At 68.1% G+C, this 19,707-nt stretch carries 10 protein-coding genes; 7 read left to right on the forward strand and 3 right to left on the reverse strand.

From position 1 onward, the window contains the following. Nucleotides 1-98: 98 nt before the first annotated feature. Together IP65_RS10045 and lldD are read left to right on the forward strand one after the other, a co-directional pair. A complete protein-coding gene (locus IP65_RS10045) occupies nucleotides 99-8,435 on the forward strand; it encodes a hypothetical protein (protein ID WP_054131625.1) in 8,337 nt (2,778 codons plus the stop codon). A gap of 188 nt (nucleotides 8,436-8,623) precedes the next feature. Further along, complete coding sequence (lldD, locus tag IP65_RS10050; protein ID WP_054131626.1) at nucleotides 8,624-9,757, forward strand: FMN-dependent L-lactate dehydrogenase LldD; 1,134 nt, start codon at nucleotides 8,624-8,626, stop codon at nucleotides 9,755-9,757. 25 nt (nucleotides 9,758-9,782) lie between these two features. Here lldD and IP65_RS10055 read toward each other — a convergent pair whose 3' ends face one another. Next, on the reverse strand, nucleotides 9,783-10,721 hold the full coding sequence (locus tag IP65_RS10055) for a helix-turn-helix domain-containing protein (RefSeq protein ID WP_171797474.1): 939 nt from the start codon (nucleotides 10,719-10,721) through the stop codon (nucleotides 9,783-9,785). A gap of 438 nt (nucleotides 10,722-11,159) precedes the next feature. On the opposite strand from IP65_RS10055, the gene IP65_RS10060 reads away from it, so the two are divergent. From IP65_RS10060 to IP65_RS10075, 4 genes are all read left to right on the forward strand, one after another. After that, a complete protein-coding gene (locus tag IP65_RS10060) occupies nucleotides 11,160-12,194 on the forward strand; it encodes a quinone-dependent dihydroorotate dehydrogenase (RefSeq protein WP_022677612.1) in 1,035 nt (344 codons plus the stop codon). 11 nt (nucleotides 12,195-12,205) lie between these two features. Beyond that, nucleotides 12,206-13,987: a gamma-glutamyltransferase gene (ggt, locus tag IP65_RS10065; RefSeq protein ID WP_054131628.1), complete on the forward strand. Its 1,782-nt coding sequence runs from the start codon at nucleotides 12,206-12,208 to the stop codon at nucleotides 13,985-13,987. Between the two features lie 182 nt (nucleotides 13,988-14,169). Then, nucleotides 14,170-15,951 carry a long-chain fatty acid--CoA ligase gene (locus IP65_RS10070; RefSeq protein WP_156306553.1) on the forward strand — a complete coding sequence of 594 codons (1,782 nt, stop codon included), beginning with the start codon at nucleotides 14,170-14,172 and terminating at the stop codon, nucleotides 15,949-15,951. 37 nt (nucleotides 15,952-15,988) lie between these two features. Continuing rightward, nucleotides 15,989-16,894 carry a DMT family transporter gene (locus IP65_RS10075; protein WP_054131629.1) on the forward strand — a complete coding sequence of 302 codons (906 nt, stop codon included), beginning with the start codon at nucleotides 15,989-15,991 and terminating at the stop codon, nucleotides 16,892-16,894. Here IP65_RS10075 and IP65_RS10080 read toward each other — a convergent pair. Both IP65_RS10080 and IP65_RS10085 read right to left on the reverse strand, forming a co-directional pair. Continuing rightward, a complete protein-coding gene (locus IP65_RS10080) occupies nucleotides 16,858-17,388 on the reverse strand; it encodes a hypothetical protein (RefSeq protein WP_054131630.1) in 531 nt (176 codons plus the stop codon). The genes IP65_RS10075 and IP65_RS10080 overlap by 37 nt on opposite strands. Before the next feature lie 157 nt (nucleotides 17,389-17,545). Then, nucleotides 17,546-18,259, reverse strand: a complete 714-nt coding sequence (locus tag IP65_RS10085) for a tRNA (guanosine(46)-N(7))-methyltransferase TrmB (protein ID WP_054131631.1) — start codon at nucleotides 18,257-18,259, stop codon at nucleotides 17,546-17,548. Between the two features lie 100 nt (nucleotides 18,260-18,359). Here IP65_RS10085 and IP65_RS10090 point away from each other — a divergent pair, with 100 nt between their 5' ends. Further along, entirely contained in the window at nucleotides 18,360-19,658 is a 1,299-nt protein-coding gene (locus tag IP65_RS10090; RefSeq protein WP_054131632.1) for an FAD-binding oxidoreductase, read from the forward strand. The last annotated feature ends 49 nt before the right edge of the window (nucleotides 19,659-19,707 follow it).

A 19,707-nucleotide genomic window follows, 5' to 3' on the forward strand; every position in this document is an offset into this window, starting at 1 on the left:
TGGCCCTGGCCGGGCGGATCAACACAGCTGGCGGCCACTTTTTGCGCAAGCGGCAGCGGTACGCCATGTTCTTTTCAACGCCTTGAGGTGTCAAGAAAATGGCGAATATCAACGTCACCGTGTCGGCCTACAACGCCAATGCGCCCTATTCCGCGGCCGATACCGTCACTCTGGCCGATACCGGCGCTGCCATCGCGGCGCTGTCGGCAAGCGCTTTTGGCAACCTCGCGGCAAACGGCATCGACAAGATCAATGCCACCGACAACGTGCTGAGCCTGACCGTGGACCAGTACCAGGCTCTGGGCGTGGTGACGCTAGCCGCGGGCGACGTGATCACCCTGGCTGACAGTGGCGCCAATATCGCCGCGCTTTCTGCCAGCGATATCGCCGCGCTGGCCGATGCCGGGATCGACCGGATCGACGCCACCGACAACGTGCTCAACCTCAGCGTCGCCCAGTACCAGGCGCTCGGCACCGTGGCCCTGACCAGCAGCGACACCGTAACGCTGACCGGCACGGGCACTGCGCTTTCCGCCCTCACCCCCAGCGATATCGCCGCGCTGGCCGATGCCGGGGTGGACCAGCTTGACGCAACCAACAACGTCCTGTCGCTGACCCTGGCGCAATACCAGGCGCTGGGCAGCGTGACCGTGGCCGCCAACGACGTCCTCACGCTATCGGGCACGGGTGCCAGCATCGGCGCCCTCAGCGTGGCGCAGATTGCCGGCCTGGCCGCCTCGGGCTTTGACAAGATCAACGCCACCGACAACGTGCTCACCCTTTCGGTCGCGCAGTATCAGGCGCTGGGCACGGTGGAGCTGGTTGCGGGCGACGTGATCACCCTGGCCGACAGCGGCAGCAACCTGGCCGCGCTCTCGGCCGGTGCTTTTGCCGCGCTGGCCGACGCCGGCATCGACAAGATCGACGCGACCGACAATGCCCTCACCCTGTCCGTGGCGCAGGTCCAGGGTCTGGGCACGGTGGAACTGGCGCGTGGCGACGTGATTACCCTGGCCGACAGCGGCGCGGCGCTGGCCGCGCTCTCTGCCGCCGACATCGCCAATCTGGGCGCCATCGGCATTGACCGCATCGACGCCACCGACAACGCGTTGAGCCTGACGGTGCAGCAGGCGCTGGCGCTGGGCAGCGTGGCGCTGACCGGCAGCGACAGCATTACCCTGGCCGATACCGGCAGCAACCTGGCCGCGCTGACCCCGGCCGAACTGGCGCAACTGGCCACGGCCGGGTTCGACGCGATCGATGCCAGCGATGGGGCGCTTACCCTTTCGCTCGCGCAGATCGGCGCCTTGGGCACCATGGCGCTGACGCCGGGCAACACCGTGATCGCCCAGGCGACGGCTGCCGAGATCGAGGCCCTGTCACCGGTTGCCATCGCCGCCCTGGCGCAGGCCGGCGTGGATCTGCTCGGCCCCAGCGATGGCGAGCCGATGCTCTCCGTGGCGCAGGCCCAGGCCGTGGTCGCCGGCAACCTGTGGTTCACCGGGCACAGCGCGGTTCTGGCCGACAGTGGCGCCGCGATCGCGGCCCTGACCGGCACGAGCCTGGAAGACCTTTACCTCCATGGCGTGACGCGGATCGACGCCATCGACGATGTCCTGACGCTGCATGTGGACCAGGCGCTGGCGGTTGACCAGGCCGGCACCGCCCTGACCGGGGCAGACGTGATCACCCTGGCCGATACCGGCGCCACGCTGGCCACGCTGGCGGCCGGCACGATCGGCGATCTGGCGCAGCTGGGGATCGACCGCATCGATGCCACCGACAATGCCCTGGCGCTGACCGTGGCACAGCTCGACGCGCTCGACACCATCGCCCTGACCCAGGCTGACAGTGTCACCCTGGCCGATACCGGCGCTCATCTTGCCGCGCTTTCCGCCGCGACCATCGCTGGCTTGGCGGCGCTGGGGATCGACACGATCCACCCCACCGACGGCACTCTGGCGCTGAGCGTGGCACAGGCCCAAGCGCTGGGCGCCGTGGCGCTGCACGGCGGCGATACCATCGTGCTGGCCGACAGCGGCGCGCATATCGCGGCGCTCTCTGCCGCCGACATTGCGGCCCTGGCCACTGCCGGGATCGATCGCATCGCCACGACGGGCGGCAGCCTTACGCTGTCTGTCGCGCAGGCCGGGGCCCTTGGCACCATCGCCCTGACCCCATCCGACAGCGTGACGCTGGCCGATACCGGCGCCAGCATCGCGGCGCTTTCGGCAACGGCGCTGGCGGCGCTGGTCGCAGCCGGCATCGACACGATCGACGCCAGCGACGATGCCCTCGCGCTCACCGTCGCACAGGCCCAGGCGCTCGCCGGCGCGACCCTGTCGGGCAGCGACATACTGACGCTGGTCGATACCGGCGCGCATATCGCCGCGCTGTCGCTGGCCGACCTGGCCGATCTGAGCGCGCGCGGGTTCACCGCCATCGACGCGCGCGATGACTTGCTCACCCTGTCGCTGGCCCAGGTCCAAGGACTGGGCAACCTGGCCCTTACCGGCGCCGACATGGTCACCGTGCTGGCCACCGGCGCCGAATTCGCGGCGTTGACCACACAGGATTTTACCGCCCTCGCTGCCGCCGGGGTGGATGCCCTGGCAACCACCGACCATGCCCTGGCGCTGAGCGTGGCGCAGGTCCAGGCGCTGGGCAGCCTGGCACTCGCCGCCGATGACGCGATCACCCTGGCCGACACGGCCGCCCATATCGCGGCACTGACCCCGGCTGACCTTGCCGGTCTGGCCGCGCTGGGCATCGATACGGTCCACGCCACCGATGGCGCGCTTACCCTGTCTGCCGACCAGGCCCTGGCGCTGGGCGTGGTAACTCTGGCCGCCGCCGATACGATCACGCTGGCCGATAGCGCGGCCAACCTTGCCGCCCTCACCGCAAGCGAGATCGCCGCGCTGGCCGCCACCGGAATCGATGTGATCGATGCCACCGACGATGCCCTGGCGCTGACCGTGGCCCAGGCGCAGGCGCTGGGCTCCATCGCGCTGACCGGCAGCGACAGCATCACCCTGGCCGATGGCGGCGCGGCGATTGCTGCGCTGTCTGCTACGGCGCTGGCCGGGCTGGCCGCCGCCGGGATCGACGCGATCGATGCCACCGACAATGCCCTGCATCTCAACGTGGCGCAGCTTGGCGCGCTGGCCAGCGTGGCCATTTCTGCCACTGACACGCTCACCCTGGCCGACAGCGGCACCCATGTTGCCGCCCTGTCAGCCGCCGCGCTGGCCGCTCTGGTGGCCCAAGGGATCGACACGATCGATACCACCGACAACGCGCTCACCCTGTCGCTGGCCCAGGCGCAGGTGCTGCATGGCGTCACGCTCGCCGCTGCAGACCTGGTCACCGTGGTGGCCACCGGCAGCGAATTGGCCGCCCTTACGGCGCAGGACTTTGCCGATCTGGCCGCAGCCGGGGTCGATGCCCTGGCCACCACCGATCATGAGCTGACCCTGAGCGTGGCCCAGGCGCAGGCGCTGGGCGGGCTGACGCTGGCCGCCGCCGATACCGTCACCCTGCGCGATAGCAGCGCAACGCTTGGCGGCCTTTCGCCCACGGCCCTCGCTGATCTGGTGGCGCTGGGCGTCGACCGCATCGCTATCAGCGACGGCGCGATGCAGCTGGATGCGACGCAAGCGTTGGCTCTCGCTGGCGCCTTGGTGGCGCCGGACAGCACGCTGATCGTGCACGATGCGCAAAGCACGCTGGAAGCGTTGAGCCCCACGCAATGGGCCACCCTCGCCGCGCTGGGCGTCACCACGGTCGGCAGCGTCGAAGGGCATTTCACGCTCGACGCGGCAAGCGCCGTGGCCATGGCCGGGATCGGCCTGGCCGCCAACGAAGTGCTGACCGTCGACGACAACGGTGCGGCCCTTTCCGCTCTCACGGCAGCGCAGCTGGCCACGCTTTCGGCCAAGGATGGCGTCATCGTCATGGTCAGTGACGATGCCCTGGTGCTCGACGTGGCGCGGCTCGATGCTGCGGCGGGACTGGCCTTTGCCACGCAGCATGGCTTCACCCTGGCCGATGACGCCAGCGTGCTCAACGCGCTTTCCCCCACCCAGATCGCGCAGGCGGCCGGCCAGGGCGTGAGTGTGGTCAGCGCCACGCAAGGGGCGCTGGAATGGACGTGGGCGCAGTTCAACGCGCTCGATGGCGGGCACATTGCCAGCGCCACCAGTGCAACGCTGGTGACCACGCAGGCCGAACTGGACGATGCCGGCCTGCCGATGCTGGCCAGCCTTGCCGGCCAGGGCATCGATACCCTGGCATCGGCCACGGGCACGCTTACCGTCACGACCGATCAGCTGGCCGCGCTGGGCCAGGTCGTGCTGGCAGAGGGTGACAGCGTGACCCTGGCCGATAGCGGCGCCGCGCTGGCCGCGCTGGATGCCACGGCGCTCGCCACGCTCGCCGGGCACGGCATCGATACCATCGCCGTGACCGACCACGTCCTGGCACTTTCGCCGGCCCAACTCGCCGCGCTGGGCCAGGTCACGGTCGGTCCGGCCGCCACGCTGGTCCTGGTCGATAGCGGCGTCCACCTGGCCGCGCTCGATACCGCCGGAGTTGCCGCCCTGGTGGCGCAAGGCGTCGATGCGATCGATTCCAGCGATGATCAGATCGTGCTTGGCCTCGGCACGTTCCGCGCGCTGGCGCCGCTCGCGTTCACGCCGGGTGACCAGATCGTGCTGGAAGACAGCGCCACCGCCCTGTCCAGCCTCTCGCTGGCTGACATTGCCCGGCTGCAGGATCTGGGCGTGGCCTATATCGCCGCCACCGATCCGGGCGCAGTCACCTTTTCGCTGGCGCAGTTCGATGCGCTCCATGGCGTGGATGTGGACGCGGCCAGCATCGTCCTGGCCGATAGCGGCGCGGCGCTGGCGGCACTCGATCCGGCCTATCTGGTCCAGGCGGGCATTGCCGGCCTGCGGCAGATCGACGCCACCGACGATGCGCTGACGCTCAGCTATGACCAGTTCCTGGCACTCGATGGCACCGTGGCGCTGACGGCCAGCGACAGCGTGACGCTGACTCTCAGCCCGGCCGTGCTGGCCTCGCTCGACGCCGCCGCCATAGCCCACCTCGCCGGCATGCATGTCGATATCCTGGCCAGCACCGGCGGCACGCTGACGCCGACCCAGGCACAATTCGATGCCTTGGGCAGCATGGTCATGGCCCCGGCCGCTACAGTGACGCTGGCGCTTGCCGGGTCCGCGCTGGAAAGCCTTTCGCCCGCGCAGATTGCCGCCTTGGCCGACCATGGCATCGATGCGATCGACCTGGGTATGGCCATGCCCACGTTGAGCGTGGCGCAGGCGCTTGCCCTGTCCGCTTACCCCACGTCGTCCGGCGGGATCATCATTGAAGACAGCGCAGACCACCTGGCCACACTGTCGCCCACCGCGATCGCGCTGCTCGATGCCACTGGCGCAGTCGCGCTCAGCGCCAGCAGCGGCGCGCTGGTGCTCGATCTGGCGCAGACGCAGGCCCTGCATCTGGCCGAGATCGCCGTCGGTGGCAGGCAGCCGGTGACCCTGGCCGACAGCGCCACGGCACTTGCCGCGCTCAGCCCCGAAACCCTGTCGTGGCTCGCTGCCATCGGCGTTGACCAGGTCCACGCGAGCGATGGCCCGCTGACGGTGAGCGTGGCGCAGGCTCTGGCCCTCGGCAGCGTCACTTTTGCCGACGGGGATACGGTGATCCTTGCCGATACCGGCGATGCACTGGCCAACCTTTCCGCCACGGCGCTGGCTGGCCTGGCCGCCGCCGGGGTGGACCGGATCGATGCCACCAACGATGCCCTGGTGCTGAGCAAGGCGCAGTTCGATGCGCTGGGCACAGCCACCCTGACCCAGGGCGACAGCGTCACGCTGGCCATCGCGGCGGGACAGCTTTCGGCCCTGACGCCCACGCAACTGCACGACCTCGTCAGCCAGGGCATCGATATCCTGCGCACGCCCGATGCGAGTGCCGCGTTGACCGTGGCACAGGCCCTGGCGCTGGGCAGCATGGTCTTTGCCGCCGATCTGCCCGCCACCCTGGTCGATAGCGGGGCGCATCTCGCCACGCTGTCGGTGGGCGATATTGCCGCCCTGCGCGCCGCCGGCGTTACGGCCATTGCCGCCACTGGTCATGGCTTTGCCGTCACGGTCAGCCAGGCCCAGGCCATCGCCGGCATGACGATAAACCCCGCCAGCACCGCCACGATCACCGATAGCGGCAGCGCGTTGGCGGCACTCTCGCCGCAAGCACTGGCGGCCTTGGCCGATGCCGGGTTCGACCGCATCGATGCCACCGACAACGTGCTGGCGCTGTCGCTGGCGCAGTTCCACGCCATCGCCCCGCTGGGCATCGCACCAGACGACGTGCTGACCCTGGCCGATAGCGCGGAAACGCTGGCCGCCCTGTCGCGCACCCAGATCGATGACCTGGCAGCGCGCGGCGTCACCACGATCCACGCCACCGATGGTGCGATCACCGTGGGCGTCGATAGCTGGTCGCGCCTGGTGCAGGACGGCATCGGCTTTGCCCATGGCGACGCGGTCGTGGTGCGCGACAGCAGCACGGCGATCGCCAACCTGGGCGAAGAAACGCTGGCCACGTTTGCCGATAGCGGGGTCACCCGGATCGATGCCAGCGACGATCAGATCACCTTGTCCTATGGCCAATTCCTGGCACTGGGCACCGTGGCATTGACCGGCGCAGACACCGTCAGGCTGTGGTTCAACGGCGATAGCCTGGCCACGCTCAGCGCCCAGGATATCGCCGCGCTGGTTGCCGCCGGGGTCGATATGGTGGGCACGCTGGGCGAGCCGCTCTATGTCGATCTGGCCACGCTGCACCATCTGGCGCAGGGCGGCCTGGCGATCGATCCCGATGTCACCGTGCGCCTCACGGTCAGCGGCAGCGCCCTGGCGGCACACGACGCGCAGGAACTGATCGCCCTGGCGACGCAAGGCGTGGATGTCATCCAGGTCAACGGCCCGCTTGCCCTGTCGGTGGCGCAATACGATGCGCTCGGGTCGATGGTTCTGGCGGGCTATGATGTCCGCAGCCTGGTGGACAGCGGCGCGCATATCGCCGCGCTTTCGCCGGAAGGGCTGGCCGCACTGGCCGCGCGCGGGGTTGGCGTGATCGATGCCACTGACGGCAGCGTGCATCTCTCGCTGGCGCAAGTGAGCGCCATGGGCGGCATGTATGTTGCGGGTGAAGACCTGGCCGTGGTCGATCTCACTGCCCAGCAGGCCTTTGCCCTCGACACCGAAACGCGCGCCATCCTGGGCCAGCATGGCATCGATGCCATCGCCGTGACCCAGGGCACGCTCACGCTCGGCCTGGCCGATCTCTATCGCTATGCCGACTACACCTTTGCCGGCGGCGACGTGGTCCTGGCCGAAAGCGGGGCGACGCTCGCCAACCTTTCGCCCTATGATCTGGCCTGGCTCGCCGGGCGGGGGATTACCGCGATCGATGCCAGCGATGATGCGCTGGTGCTGTCGCTGGCCCAGTTTACCGCGCTGGGCACGATGCACCTTGCCGCGGCCGACGACGTGACGATCACGGCCAGCGCCGCCGATCTCGCCACGCTGTCTCCGGCCGTGTTCGCGGCCATGGATGCCAACGGGGTCGACAGCGTGGAAGTCTCGGGCGGCGGCTTCAGCCTCACGGCAGCCCAGGCGGGGCAACTCGGCAATATCCAGCTGATCGGCTCTGGCCCGATCACGCTGGTCGACACCGGCGCCGCGATCGCCGCGCTCAGTGCTGATACCCTGGCCGGGCTGGCCGGTTCGGGCATCACCGCGATTGACGCCACTACCGGCATCACCATCAATGCCAGCAAGTATGAAGCCTTGGGCGGCATCGGCTTTGCCCTGGCCGACGTGGTGACCGTGGCTTCCAACCACAGCTTCGCCATGGGCGCCGATGTCGACAACGTGACGCTGACCGGCACCAAGAACCTGGTGGTAACCGGCAATAGCGGCGCCAACGTGATCACCGGCAATGCCGGGCGCAACACGCTGGATGGCGGCGCGGGCAACGATCGCCTCATCGGCGGTGCCGGGCGCGATGTGCTGACCGGCGGCGCGGGGGCTGACAAGTTCATCTTCCGCGATGGCGATTTCGGTGGCAACACGGCCTCCACCGCCGACCGCATCACCGATTTCTCGCGCGGCTCGAAAGACCTGATCTCGCTGATCGGGGTGGATGCCAATACCCATACCGTGGGCGATGATGCCTTTGCCTGGATCGGCAACAGCGCATTCCATCACGTGGCGGGCGAGTTGCGCTATATCCAGACCGCCGGCAACACCTATGTCCAGGGTGATACCAATGGCGATGGCCTGTCGGATTTCTGGATCCGGCTGGATGGTGTCGTCAACCTGCAAGCCACTGATTTTCAACTTTGATCGTGGCTGCAAGGGCGGTTTCGGAAAGGGGTGCCATCGGCGCCCCTTTTTGATTGCATGCAATCACAATCGATCATCGCCGCAGGTTCTCCCCCTCCCCATTGCGGCGCTGCCGTGATAGTGCCTGCCGCCAGGAACGGCCGCCGGCAACGGCCGCGCCGCACACGGCACAGCAGGAAGCAAGGCAGATGATCATTTCCGCACCCACCGATTTCCGTGGCGCGGCCGCGCGGCGCCTGCCGCCGTTTCTGTTTCATTATATCGACGGCGGATCGGGTGCGGAAACCACGCTGCGCCGGAACGAGGCCGATCTCCAGGCGCTGAGCATCCGCCAGAACGTGCTGCGCGACGTGGGCGGGCTGTCCACTGCCACCACCCTGTTTGGCGAGGACATGGCCCTGCCGGTCGTGCTCGCGCCGGTCGGATTGACCGGCATGTATGCCCGCCGCGGTGAAGTGCAGGCGGCGCGCGCCGCGGCTGCCCATGGCGTGCCGTTCACGCTTTCCACCGTGTCGGTCTGCCCGCTCGAAGAAGTACAGGCCCAGTGCCCGCGCCCGATCTGGTTCCAGCTCTATGTGCTCAAGGATCGCGGCTTCATGCGCAACGTGCTGGAACGCGCCAAGGCCGCCGGCATCAAGACCCTGGTATTCACGGTCGACATGCCGCTGCCCGGCTCGCGCTATCGCGATGCACATTCGGGCATGTCGGGCCCCTACGCCGGGCTGCGGCGCATGATCCAGGCGATGACCCACCCCGCCTGGGCCTGGGACGTGGGCCTGCGCGGCAAGCCGCACGACCTCGGCAATGTCTCGGCCTATATGGGCAAGCCCATGGCGCTGGGCGATTATATCGGCTGGCTCGGCAACAATTTCGATCCCGGCATCGGCTGGAAGGATCTCGAATGGATCCGCGCCTTCTGGGACGGGCCGATGGTGGTCAAAGGCATCCTCGAACCGGAAGACGCGCGCGATGCGGTGCGGTTTGGTGCCGATGGCCTGGTCGTGTCGAACCATGGCGGGCGCCAGCTCGATGGCACGCTGTCTTCCGTCGCGGCGCTGCCGCGCATTGCCGATGCGGTGCAGGGTGATCTGCGCATCCTGGCGGATTCGGGCGTGCGCACCGGGCTCGACGTGGTGCGCATGCTGGCCAGCGGCGCCGATGCCGTGATGCTGGGCCGCGCGTTCATCTATGCCCTGGCGGCGCGCGGTGGCGCGGGGGTGGGCCAGTTGCTCGATCTCATCGCGCGTGACATGCGCGTGACCATGGCGCTGACCGGCGCACGCACCGTGGCCGATATCGGCGCGCACACGCTGGCCGGCTGATCCCGCCCAGCCCAATTGGCCCGGATCACGCCGGGGTGGCGGACGGCGGCGTAGTGGGTGGTGCAGCGCCCGCCAGCGCGCCGATCCGCCGCACCGCCGGCGCATGCAGGCCCAGCATGGCATCCAGCAGGGGCAGTCGCTGCTCGACCAAGCGGGCCGGGGTACGCCCGGTCACCAGGCGCACTTCGCGGATCAGGTGCGACTGGTCATAGAAATGATCGGCCACGCTGGCAGCCTGCTGCGGCGTGGTGGCGGGATCGGCCAGCAGCGCGGCGGCGCGCAGGGCGCGATGCTGCCGCGCCAGCTGCTTGGGTGGCAGGCCGAAATAGCGATCGACCAGGCGCTGCAGCTGGCGCGGGGAATAGCACGCATCGCGATAGAGATCGTCCACCACCGGTGACATCGCGCGGGCCAGCCAGGCCTGCACCTCCTCCACCAGGCGCACGTGCGCGTCAGACAGGGCATGCAGCCGCGCCTGCAGTACCGGCACGCTGCGTGCCACCAGTTCGACCAGGGTAAAGGGCCGAACGCCGTGCCCCTGGGACAGGTCTGCCGCCAGCCGGCGCACCCCGCCGCCCAACAGTTCGCCCGCATCGCGCAGCCGGTTGCCGTGCTCCGAGGCGGAAAGGCCGCCAGTCAGCGCCGCCCAGCCCAGCGGCGACAGCAGCGCGCCGAACACGTGCCAGGGCCCGGCAATCTCGATCCGCGCTGCGGCCCGCAGTGGCGTGATAACGCTGGCCGGCGCGCTCGCATCGGCCAGGCCGCCGGGCAGCCGCAGCAGCCCTTCCCCGCGCAGGAATATCGCCAGCATGGCTGGGCCGGCCGGCAGCATGTCTTCCTGCAGCGGATCGGCGCCGCATATCTGGAAAAAGCTGCCGATATAAGGCGCCAGGGCAGGCGGCGCGGGCCAGTGATCAAGAGTCAGGCTATCCCCGCCAGTGTCGGTGCGTCCCCAGGAACGCAAGCCGATACCCGCAGGGTGCCGCGGCGCCGTGGCATGGTTCATCGCTGCACCCGGAACGGCTGCCGATACTGTGATCTTTCGTATTGCCCCATGGCTGCCAGCGACCATCCAAGCCACTGTCATGTCAAGCAATACAAAGCGATACTTCGATAATGGATGAAAAAACGGCGGCTGGGCCAAGGGCCAAGCCGCCGTAAAGTGGAGAACCCGATACATCACTGCACCGAGCCCTTCGGGTCGCAAAGCGGACCTAAGCGATAGGTCGATTCCCTGATTGTATGGATTCGACAAAATCGGTGGCATCCGCGCCACAGCGGAAAAGTTTTCGCCCCACCTCACGACACTAAACCATGCCAAGCGTGTTTTGCGGCTTGGCGGCGCGCGCGCGGCCCGCAATAGGAAGCCCTTCCCCGACCGCACCCAACGCATGGCCCGTTAATGCTCTATCGTCTTGCACGTCCTTTGCTTTTTCGTTTGCCGGCAGAAACCGCACACACGCTGACGCTGCGCGCCCTGGCCATGGCGCCGGCCGGCGGCCGCGCCGCGCCGGAGCCTGCGCTGGCGCAGCGCGTGGCAGGGATCGTGTTCCCCAATCCGGTCGGCCTGGCCCCAGGGTTCGACAAGAACGCAGAAGTGGCCGACGCGCTGTTCGGGCTGGATTTCGGCTTTGTCGAAATCGGCACGGTCACCCCGCGGCCCCAGGCCGGCAACCCGCGCCCGCGCCTGTTCCGCCTGGTCGAGGACGAAGCGGTGATCAACCGCATGGGCTTCAACAACCACGGCGCCGAAGTGGTCAGCCGGCGCCTGACCCAGCGCCTGGGCAAGCCCGGCATCCTGGGCGCCAATATCGGCGCCAACAAGGATTCGGTCGATCGCGTGGCCGATTACGCGGAAATGACGCGGATCATGGCGCCACTGGCCACCTATCTCACGGTCAATATCAGCTCGCCCAACACGCCGGGCCTGCGTGCGTTGCAGGATGAAAGTGCGCTGGGCGATCTGCTCGATGCGGTGATCGCCGCGCGCGCGCCGCACAAGACGCCGATCTTCCTCAAGCTGGCGCCCGATCTGCAACGGTCCGATATCGATGCGATCTGCCGCATCGCGATGGACAAGCGGCTCGACGCCCTGATCGTGAGCAACACCACGATCACTCGCCCGGCCAGCCTGCGTTCGGCCCATGCCGGCGAAACCGGCGGCCTATCCGGCAAGCCGCTCGCGCCGCTGGCGCTGGAAATGCTGCGTGCGTTCCGCAGCGCCACTGGCGGGGCTATCCCGCTGATCGGTGTGGGCGGCATCGCCAGTGCCGAAGATGCCTGGCAACGCATCCGCGCCGGGGCCAGCCTGATCCAGATCTACAGCGGCATGGTCTATCATGGCCCCCGGCTGGCGCAGCACATCATCACCGGCCTGGCCCGCCGCGTGCGTGCCGAAGGCATGACAAGCATTGCAGAGGCGGTCGGGACGCAATAGCCATTGCTGCCATGACCTTGCGCAGCCTCTCCCCGCTTGCCACCGCTTCCCTCGCGGTTATTTCCACGCTGGCCCTGGCCGCCTGCCAGACCATGCCCGGCGCCACACCGGGTACGGCAACCACGCCGGCCCCCGCGCTCGCCCTCACCCCGGGCCGCACCGATGGGGCCGATGTCGGCCGCCAGGGCCTGGTTTCTGCGGCCGATCCGCGCGCGGCCGATGCCGGGGCGCAGATGCTGCGCCAGGGTGGCTCGGCCACCGATGCCGCGCTCGCCACCATGCTGGCGCTGACCGTGGTGGAACCGCAAAGTTCCGGCATCGGCGGTGGTGGTTTCCTGATCATGGCCGATGCCGCCGGCCAGGTCGATACGGTCGACGGGCGGGAAAAGGCACCTGCCGCCGCCACGCCGCAGTGGTTCTTCAAGAATGGCCAGGCCATGGCCTTTCCCCAGGCGCGCCCCGGCGGGCGCAGCGTGGGTGTGCCTGGCTCGCTGCGCCTGGCCGCGCTGGCCCATGCCGAACATGGCAAGCTCGCCTGGCACATGCTGTTCGCCCCGGCGATCCGCCTCGCGCGCGATGGCTTTGCCATTACCCCGCGCCTCTATCATGCCCTGGCCGACAATCCCGATATCGCCGGCCTCGATCCCGCCGGAAAGGCGCTGTTCTATGGCGCCGATGGCCAGCCGCTGCCGGTGGGCGCGATCGTGCGCAACCCGGCGCTGGCCGATACGCTGGAAGCGGTGGCACTCCATGGCGCCGACTGGTTCTATTCCGGCAGCAATGCCCAGGCTATCGCCACCAAGGTGGGCACCGCCCCGGTCAACCCGGCGCCAATGACCACGGCAGACCTCGCCGCGTTCAAGGCCGTGCCGCGCCCGGCGGTCTGCGGCCGCTATCGCCAGTATCGCATCTGCTCAATGGGGCCGCCCTCGTCGGGCGCCACCACGGTGCTGGCCACGCTGGGCCAGCTCGAACGCTTCGATCTTTCCGCGCTCGGGCCCGACAGCCCGGTGGCCTGGCACCTGCTGGCAGAAAGCGAGCGCCTTGCCTATGCCGACCGTGATCAGTACCTGGCCGATCCCGACTTCGTCAAAGTGCCGGTGGCCGGCCTGGTCGATCCGGCCTATCTGGCGCAGCGATCGCAGCTGATTTCGGCGCAGACCGCACTGCCCCACGTTTCCGCCGGGATTCCGGCCGGGGTTACTGCGCGGCTCGCTCCGGCCAAGCCGCAGCCCGAATTCGGCACCTCGCATTTCGTCACGGTGGATCGCTGGGGCAATGCCGCCAGCTATACCTCCACGGTGGAAAGCGCGTTTGGTTCGGGGCTGATGGCCGGTGGCTATTTCCTCAACAACGAACTCACCGATTTCAACCTCGATCCGCTGCGCGATGGCCAGCCTACCGCCAACCGGGTGGAAGGCGGCAAGCGGCCGCGCAGCTCGATGTCGCCCACCGTGGTGTTCGGCCCTGACGGCCAGATCCGCCTGGTGGTGGGGGCCGCAGGCGGCGCCACGATCCCCGCCCAGGTGATCCGCGCGCTGATCGGCGTGCTCGATTGGCACCTTACCGCGCAGCAGGCGCTGGCCCTGCCCGTGCTGTTTGCGCCTGGTGACCGCGTCTGCGTCGAACAGGGCACCCGGCTTGAGGCGATGATCCCCACGCTGGTGGCGATGGGCCATGCCCAGACCCAGGCATGCAAGATGCCGCTCAAGGCCAATGCGATCGAACGCGTGGGCGATCGCTGGCAGGGCGCGGCCGATCCGCGCAGCGAAGGCGCCGCCATCGCCCAGTGAGTCCGCGGTCATCCAGCTGCCCCATGGCAGCCGGGTGACTGCCCGCAAACCCCGCTTGCCGTAACGGAACGCGCGGCCTAGCTATCCGTTTTGGGAACTGGTCCGAATACGGGCCAGCAGGGAGAGTGTGCGTGTCCGTGGGTGAAAACCAAGCTGCCGTGCAAGTGGCACAGCTGGCTGAAATGCCGAACCTGGTCAGCCTGTTTCTGGCCCGCGCGGCGCAGCATGGCGATGCGCCGTTCCTTTCGGCCAAACGCCAGGGCACCTGGGTGGCGCAATCGTGGCGCAGCGTGGCCGATCAGGTCTGCCTTCTGGCGCAGGCCCTGCGCGCCCTCGGCCTCAATCCCGGTGACCGGGTCATGCTGGTGTCGGAAAACCGCCCCGAATGGTGCATTGCCGATATCGCGATCATGGCCGCCGGGCTGGTCACCGTGCCCACCTACACCACCAATACCGCGCGCGATCACCTCCATATCCTGGAAAATTCCGGGGCGCGCGCGATCATCGTATCGAATGCCAAGCTGGCCCAGCCGCTGCTTGCCGCCGCGCTCAACGCGCCTTGCGCCGAGCATGTGATCGGCATCGAACCGCTGCGCCAGCAGCAGGCCGGCACGCTGCATTTCCATGATTGGGAAACCCTGCTGCAGGGCGATGCCGCCGCCGCCCGCGCGGCCGTGAGCCAGCGGATTGCCGCGATCCGGCGCGAGGATCTGGCCTGCATCATCTACACCAGCGGAACCGGCGGCGCCCCGCGCGGGGTGCGCCAGCACCATGGTGCGATCCTCGCCAACGTGGCCGGCGCAGCCCAAGTCCTGGCCGAGGATTTCCACCTGGGCGATGACCAGTTCCTCTCGTTCCTGCCCCTGAGCCACGCCTATGAACACACCGGCGGGCAATGGCTGCCGATCGGCGTGGGCGCGCGCATTGCCTATGCCGAAAGCCTGGAAAAGCTCGCAAGCAACATCGAGGAAGTGCGCCCCACGATCATGGTGGTGGTGCCGCGCCTGTTCGAAGTGCTGCGTGCCCGGATCATCAAGCAGATCGAAAAGCAGGGGCGTGTGGCGACATGGCTGATGGACCGCGCCCTGGCGATCGCTGCCCACCAGGAAGAGACCGGGCATCTGCGGCTGATCGATCGGCCGCTCAACCTGCTGATCGAACGCACCTTGCGCCCCAAGGTGCGGGCGCGCTTTGGCGGGCGGATCAAGGCGCTGGTATCGGGCGGCGCGCCGCTCAACCCTGAAGTCGGGCTGTTCTTCGAGGCCATGGGGCTGACCATGCTGCAAGGCTATGGCCAGACCGAGGCTGGTCCGGTGATCGCCTGCAACCGCCCGGCCGCCGGCATTCGCATGGATACCGTCGGCCCGCCGCTCGCTGGCGTGGAAGTGGCCATCGCGCCCGATGGTGAAATCCTGGTGCGCGGCGAACTGGTGATGCACGGCTATTGGCACAACGATGCCGAAACCGCGCGCGCCATCCAGGATGGCTGGCTGCACACCGGCGATATCGGCCACATCGATGCCCAGGGCCGCATCAAGATCACCGATCGCAAGAAAGACATGATCGTCAACGACAAGGGCGACAATGTTTCTCCGCAAAAGATCGAGGGCATGCTCACTCTGCAGCCCGAAATCGCCCAGGCCATGGTATCGGGCGATAAGCGCCCCTACGTGGTTGGCCTGATCGTGCCCGATGCCGAATGGGCGATGCAGTGGTCGGTGGAAAACGATGCCCCCCACGATCTGGCGCGGCTGGCCGATCTGCCCGCCTTCCGCAGCGCAATGCGCGAGGCGGTGGACCGGGTGAACCGCGACCTGTCGGTGATCGAAAAGGTGCGCCAGTTCACGCTGGCCGACGAACCCTTTGCCATCGCCAACGAGGAACTCACCCCCTCGCTCAAGATCCGCCGCCACAAGATTCGCGAACGCTATGGCGCGCGGATGGACGCGCTGTACAAAGGATAAGACTGGCAGACCGGCGCGCAGGCGCTAAGGGAAGCCGATGTCTCGCACCACTTCCCGTGCCACGCTGGCCGGTGCCTGTGCCACGCTGGCCGCGCAGGTTTCGGGCAACCTTGGCGCCGGTTTTGCCAAGCAGCTGTTTCCCCTGGTCGGCGCGGGTGGCGCCACGCTGCTGCGCGTGGCGCTGGCGGCCTTGGTGCTGCTGGCCTGGCGGCGGCCGTGGCGGCGCCCGGTGTCGCGCGCGTTGTGGCCGGGCCTGGCCGCCTATGGCGCGATCCTGGGGATCATGAACGTCCTGATCTACCAGGCGTTTTCGCACATCCCGATCGGCATTGCCGTGGGGGTAGAGGTCATGGGGCCGCTCGCCATCGTGCTGGCTGCCTCGCGCCGCCCGCATGACTTCCTGTGGCTGGCCTGCGCGGTAGCTGGCCTGTCGCTGTTGCTGCCCTGGCATCCTGGCCAGACGCTGGACCCGCGCGGGCTGCTGTTGGCGGGTGGCGCGGCGGTGTGCTGGGCCAGCTATATCGTCACCGGGCGGCACGTGGCGGCGGCACTGGGCACCGATGCGGTGGCCTGGGGCATGGCCATGGCCGCCGTGGTCGTCGTGCCGATATTGGCGCTGCTGAGCGGCAGCCCGGCGCTGCTCATGCCCCATGCCCTGGCCATGGGCCTGGCCATCGCCATCTTGTCCAGCGCGCTGCCTTACGGGCTTGAGATCGAGGCAATGCGCCGCTTGCCCGCAGGTGTCTTTGGCATGCTGCTCAGCGCCGCGCCGGCGGTTGCCGCGCTCACCGGCTGGGCCTTGCTGGGCGAACGGCTCACCCCCGATCAATGGTTGGCGATCGGCCTGATCGTGCTGGCCTCGGCCGGTACCGCCGCCACCAGTGCGCAGCGCGCGCGGGCCGTGGCTCAGGCCGCTTCTTCCAGCGGCACGAAATCGGGATAGAACGTCGGGGCGCGGGTGGACCAGCCTGGCGCCGTCGCCGCTGCCTCGCTGATCGATTGCAGCAGGTCCTTGCGCCGCAGCGGGCGAATCTGCGGCAGCGCCGCCGCCCCGCAAAACGCCGCCGGCAGCCAGGGCCGCACCTCTGCGCCGAGCAGGCGCTCATAGAGAAAGCGATAGGCGGAAAACCCGTCGAGCCGGTCCTGGCCCAGATCGAACGCGCTCAGGCGGATCAGCGCCCCCATGAACCGCTCGATGCCCTCGGCCGCCGGGCCTTCGGGCAGCATCGTGCGCAGCGGCTTGAGATCCTGGTAGACCACGTATTGCGTGCGGATCGCCGCGGTCTCGGCCGCCGTGCGCGCCCAGATCTGGAAAGCATCGCGCCGGCCCAGCCCGATATCCAGGCTGCGCCGGATATAGCGCTGGGTCGCGGCCGGAAAACTGGCAAATTCGCGCAGTTCGTTCAGCAGCTGGGTGGCAGTCTGGTGGTGAGACATGGCGCGCTCCGATGCGGCGGTCCGTGCCGTTCGCACCCTGTCCCGCCGATAGGGCAAACGCTACGCCTCGATAGTTAGCGCGCCATTAATCAGCCCATGCGCACGGGCCCCGCCCACCGGTTATGGCAAACTGCACCAAAGCCCGCAGCGCCCTGGCTCAGCTGCGGGTGTACCGGAAATACCAGATTTCATGGCCTTGGGCGCGGGCCTTGGCGGCATAGCGGGTTTCGGGCCAGCCGCTGGGGCGCTGCTGGAAATCCTGCGCGGTTTGCGCCTGCCAGCGGAACTGGTCGGTGTGGCGGCGCATCACCATCAGCGCGTGGCGCAGATAGATCGGATGGTCGGTGCCAAAGCGGAATTCGCCGCCCGGCTTGAGCTTGCGCGCGAACAGATCGACCGGGCCATCGTTCATCATGCGCCGCTTGGCGTGGCGCGCCTTGGGCCAGGGATCGGGATGCAGCAGATAGAGGAACGACAGCGTGCCATCGGGCACGCGTTCCAGCACTTCCAGCGCATCGCCGTGGTGGATGCGCACATTGCCCAGCGGCGGATGGGCGCCATTGTCGCCATCCACATGGGTCAGCGCCTGCGCCACACCGTTCAGGAACGGCTCGGCGCCGATAAAGCCGTGGTCGGGCAGCAGGTCGGCGCGATAGGCCATGTGCTCGCCGCCGCCAAAGCCGATCTCGAAATGCAGCGGGCAATCGTGCCCGAACAGCGCCTGGGCCGTGACCGGGCCTTGCGCCGGCACCGCGATGCGGGGCAGCAGGGTATCGACCAGGGCCTGCTGGCCCTGGCGCAGGGGCTTGCCCTTGGCGCGGCCGTAGAGGCGGTTGAGCGTGGTCGGATCGCCGGATTTGTGTGCCGTCATGGGGCGCAGCCGATGGCAGGGGCGCGCGTTGCGGTCAATGCCCGGCGCACATACCGCACGGTTTCGCTTGATCTGTGATCGATCTTGGCAATGATCGGCCATGGCCACCGCACCGCTGATCGATCGCCCCCACACTTACTATTCCGCCAGCCTGGGCGACGATACTGCCTGGCCGGTGCTGCAAGGTGATCACAGTGCCGATGTCGTGGTGATCGGTGGCGGCTTTACCGGCGTCAACACCGCCTTGGAACTGGCCGAACGCGGGCTGTCGGTGATCCTGGTCGAAGCCAACCGCATCGGCTGGGGCCAAAGCGGGCGCAACGGCGGCCAGGTAACCGGCAGCCTTTCGGGCGAAGGCGAACTGCGCAAGCAGTGGAAACGCCGCCTGGGCGCAGAACTTGACGATTTTCTCTGGTGGCTGCGCTGGCACGGGCAAGACGTGATCGCCGCGCGCGTTGCCCGCTATGGCATCGCGTGTGACCTCAAGAACGGGCACATCCACGCCGCGATGAAGCACTCGCACATGGCCGAGTTGGAAGAAACCTTTGCCCAGGCCTGCGCGCGCGGCATGGGCGATGATGTCGTGCTGCTCGATGCGGCCGGCATGCGAGACCACCTCGAAAGCCCGCTCTATTGCGGCGGCCTGCTCAACAGCCGCAACATGCACCTGCATCCGCTCAAGCTGTGCCTGGGAGAGGCCAAGGCCGCTGCACAGCTCGGCGTGCGCCTGTTCGAGGGCTCGCCGGTTGTCGACATCGTCCACGGGCCGCGCCCCCGCGTGGTCACCGCCCAGGGCAGCATCAGCGCCGCGCAGGTGATGATCGCTGGCGATGTCTATCACAAGCTGGAACGCAAGCGCCTGGGCGGGCTGATCTTTCCGGCGGTGGGCGGGATCGTCACCACCGAACCGCTGGGCGATGCGGCGCGCGCGATCAATCCACACGACCTGGCGGTCTATGATTGCCGCTTCGTGCTCGATTACTATCGCCTCACCGCCGATGGGCGCCTGCTGTTTGGCGGCGGCGCCAACTATTCCGGCCGCGAATCGCGTTCGTTCGCCGATGAATTGCGCCCGGCGATCGAGGCAACGTTTCCACGGCTGAAGGGCGTGAAGATCGAGCATGCCTGGTCCTGCGCCATGGGCATCGTCATCAACCGCGCGCCGCAACTGGGCAAGCTGGCCAATAACGTGTGGTATGCCCAAGGCTATTCCGGCCACGGCGTCGCCACCAGCCACGTCGTGGCCGAAGTCATGGCCGAGGCCATCGCCGGCACCCTGGAACGCTTCGACATTTTCGCCGCGCTCAAGCCGGTGCGCGTGCCGCTGGGCGACTGGCTGGGCAACCCGCTGCTGATGCTGGGCATGCGCTGGTATCTGCTGCTGGAGAAGTTCCGCTAGGGGTTTGACCGCGGACTGATCGCAGATTTTCAGAATTCAAGAAGAAGAA

It is taken from the genome of Novosphingobium sp. AAP1, from assembly GCF_001295765.1.
Lineage (GTDB): Bacteria > Pseudomonadota > Alphaproteobacteria > Sphingomonadales > Sphingomonadaceae > Novosphingobium > Novosphingobium capsulatum.

Bases quoted from the DNA above. Each gene is read 5' to 3' on its own strand.
- IP65_RS10045 (WP_054131625.1), top strand. From the start codon at position 99: ATGGCGAATATCAACGTCACCGTGTCGGCCTACAACGCCAATGCGCCC.
- lldD (WP_054131626.1), top strand. From the start codon at position 8,624: ATGATCATTTCCGCACCCACCGATTTCCGTGGCGCGGCCGCGCGGCGC.
- IP65_RS10060 (WP_022677612.1), top strand. From the start codon at position 11,160: ATGCTCTATCGTCTTGCACGTCCTTTGCTTTTTCGTTTGCCGGCAGAA.
- ggt (WP_054131628.1), top strand. From the start codon at position 12,206: ATGACCTTGCGCAGCCTCTCCCCGCTTGCCACCGCTTCCCTCGCGGTT.
- IP65_RS10070 (WP_156306553.1), top strand. From the start codon at position 14,170: ATGCCGAACCTGGTCAGCCTGTTTCTGGCCCGCGCGGCGCAGCATGGC.
- IP65_RS10075 (WP_054131629.1), top strand. From the start codon at position 15,989: ATGTCTCGCACCACTTCCCGTGCCACGCTGGCCGGTGCCTGTGCCACG.
- IP65_RS10080 (WP_054131630.1), bottom strand. From the start codon at position 17,388: ATGTCTCACCACCAGACTGCCACCCAGCTGCTGAACGAACTGCGCGAA.
- IP65_RS10085 (WP_054131631.1), bottom strand. From the start codon at position 18,259: ATGACGGCACACAAATCCGGCGATCCGACCACGCTCAACCGCCTCTAC.
- IP65_RS10090 (WP_054131632.1), top strand. From the start codon at position 18,360: ATGGCCACCGCACCGCTGATCGATCGCCCCCACACTTACTATTCCGCC.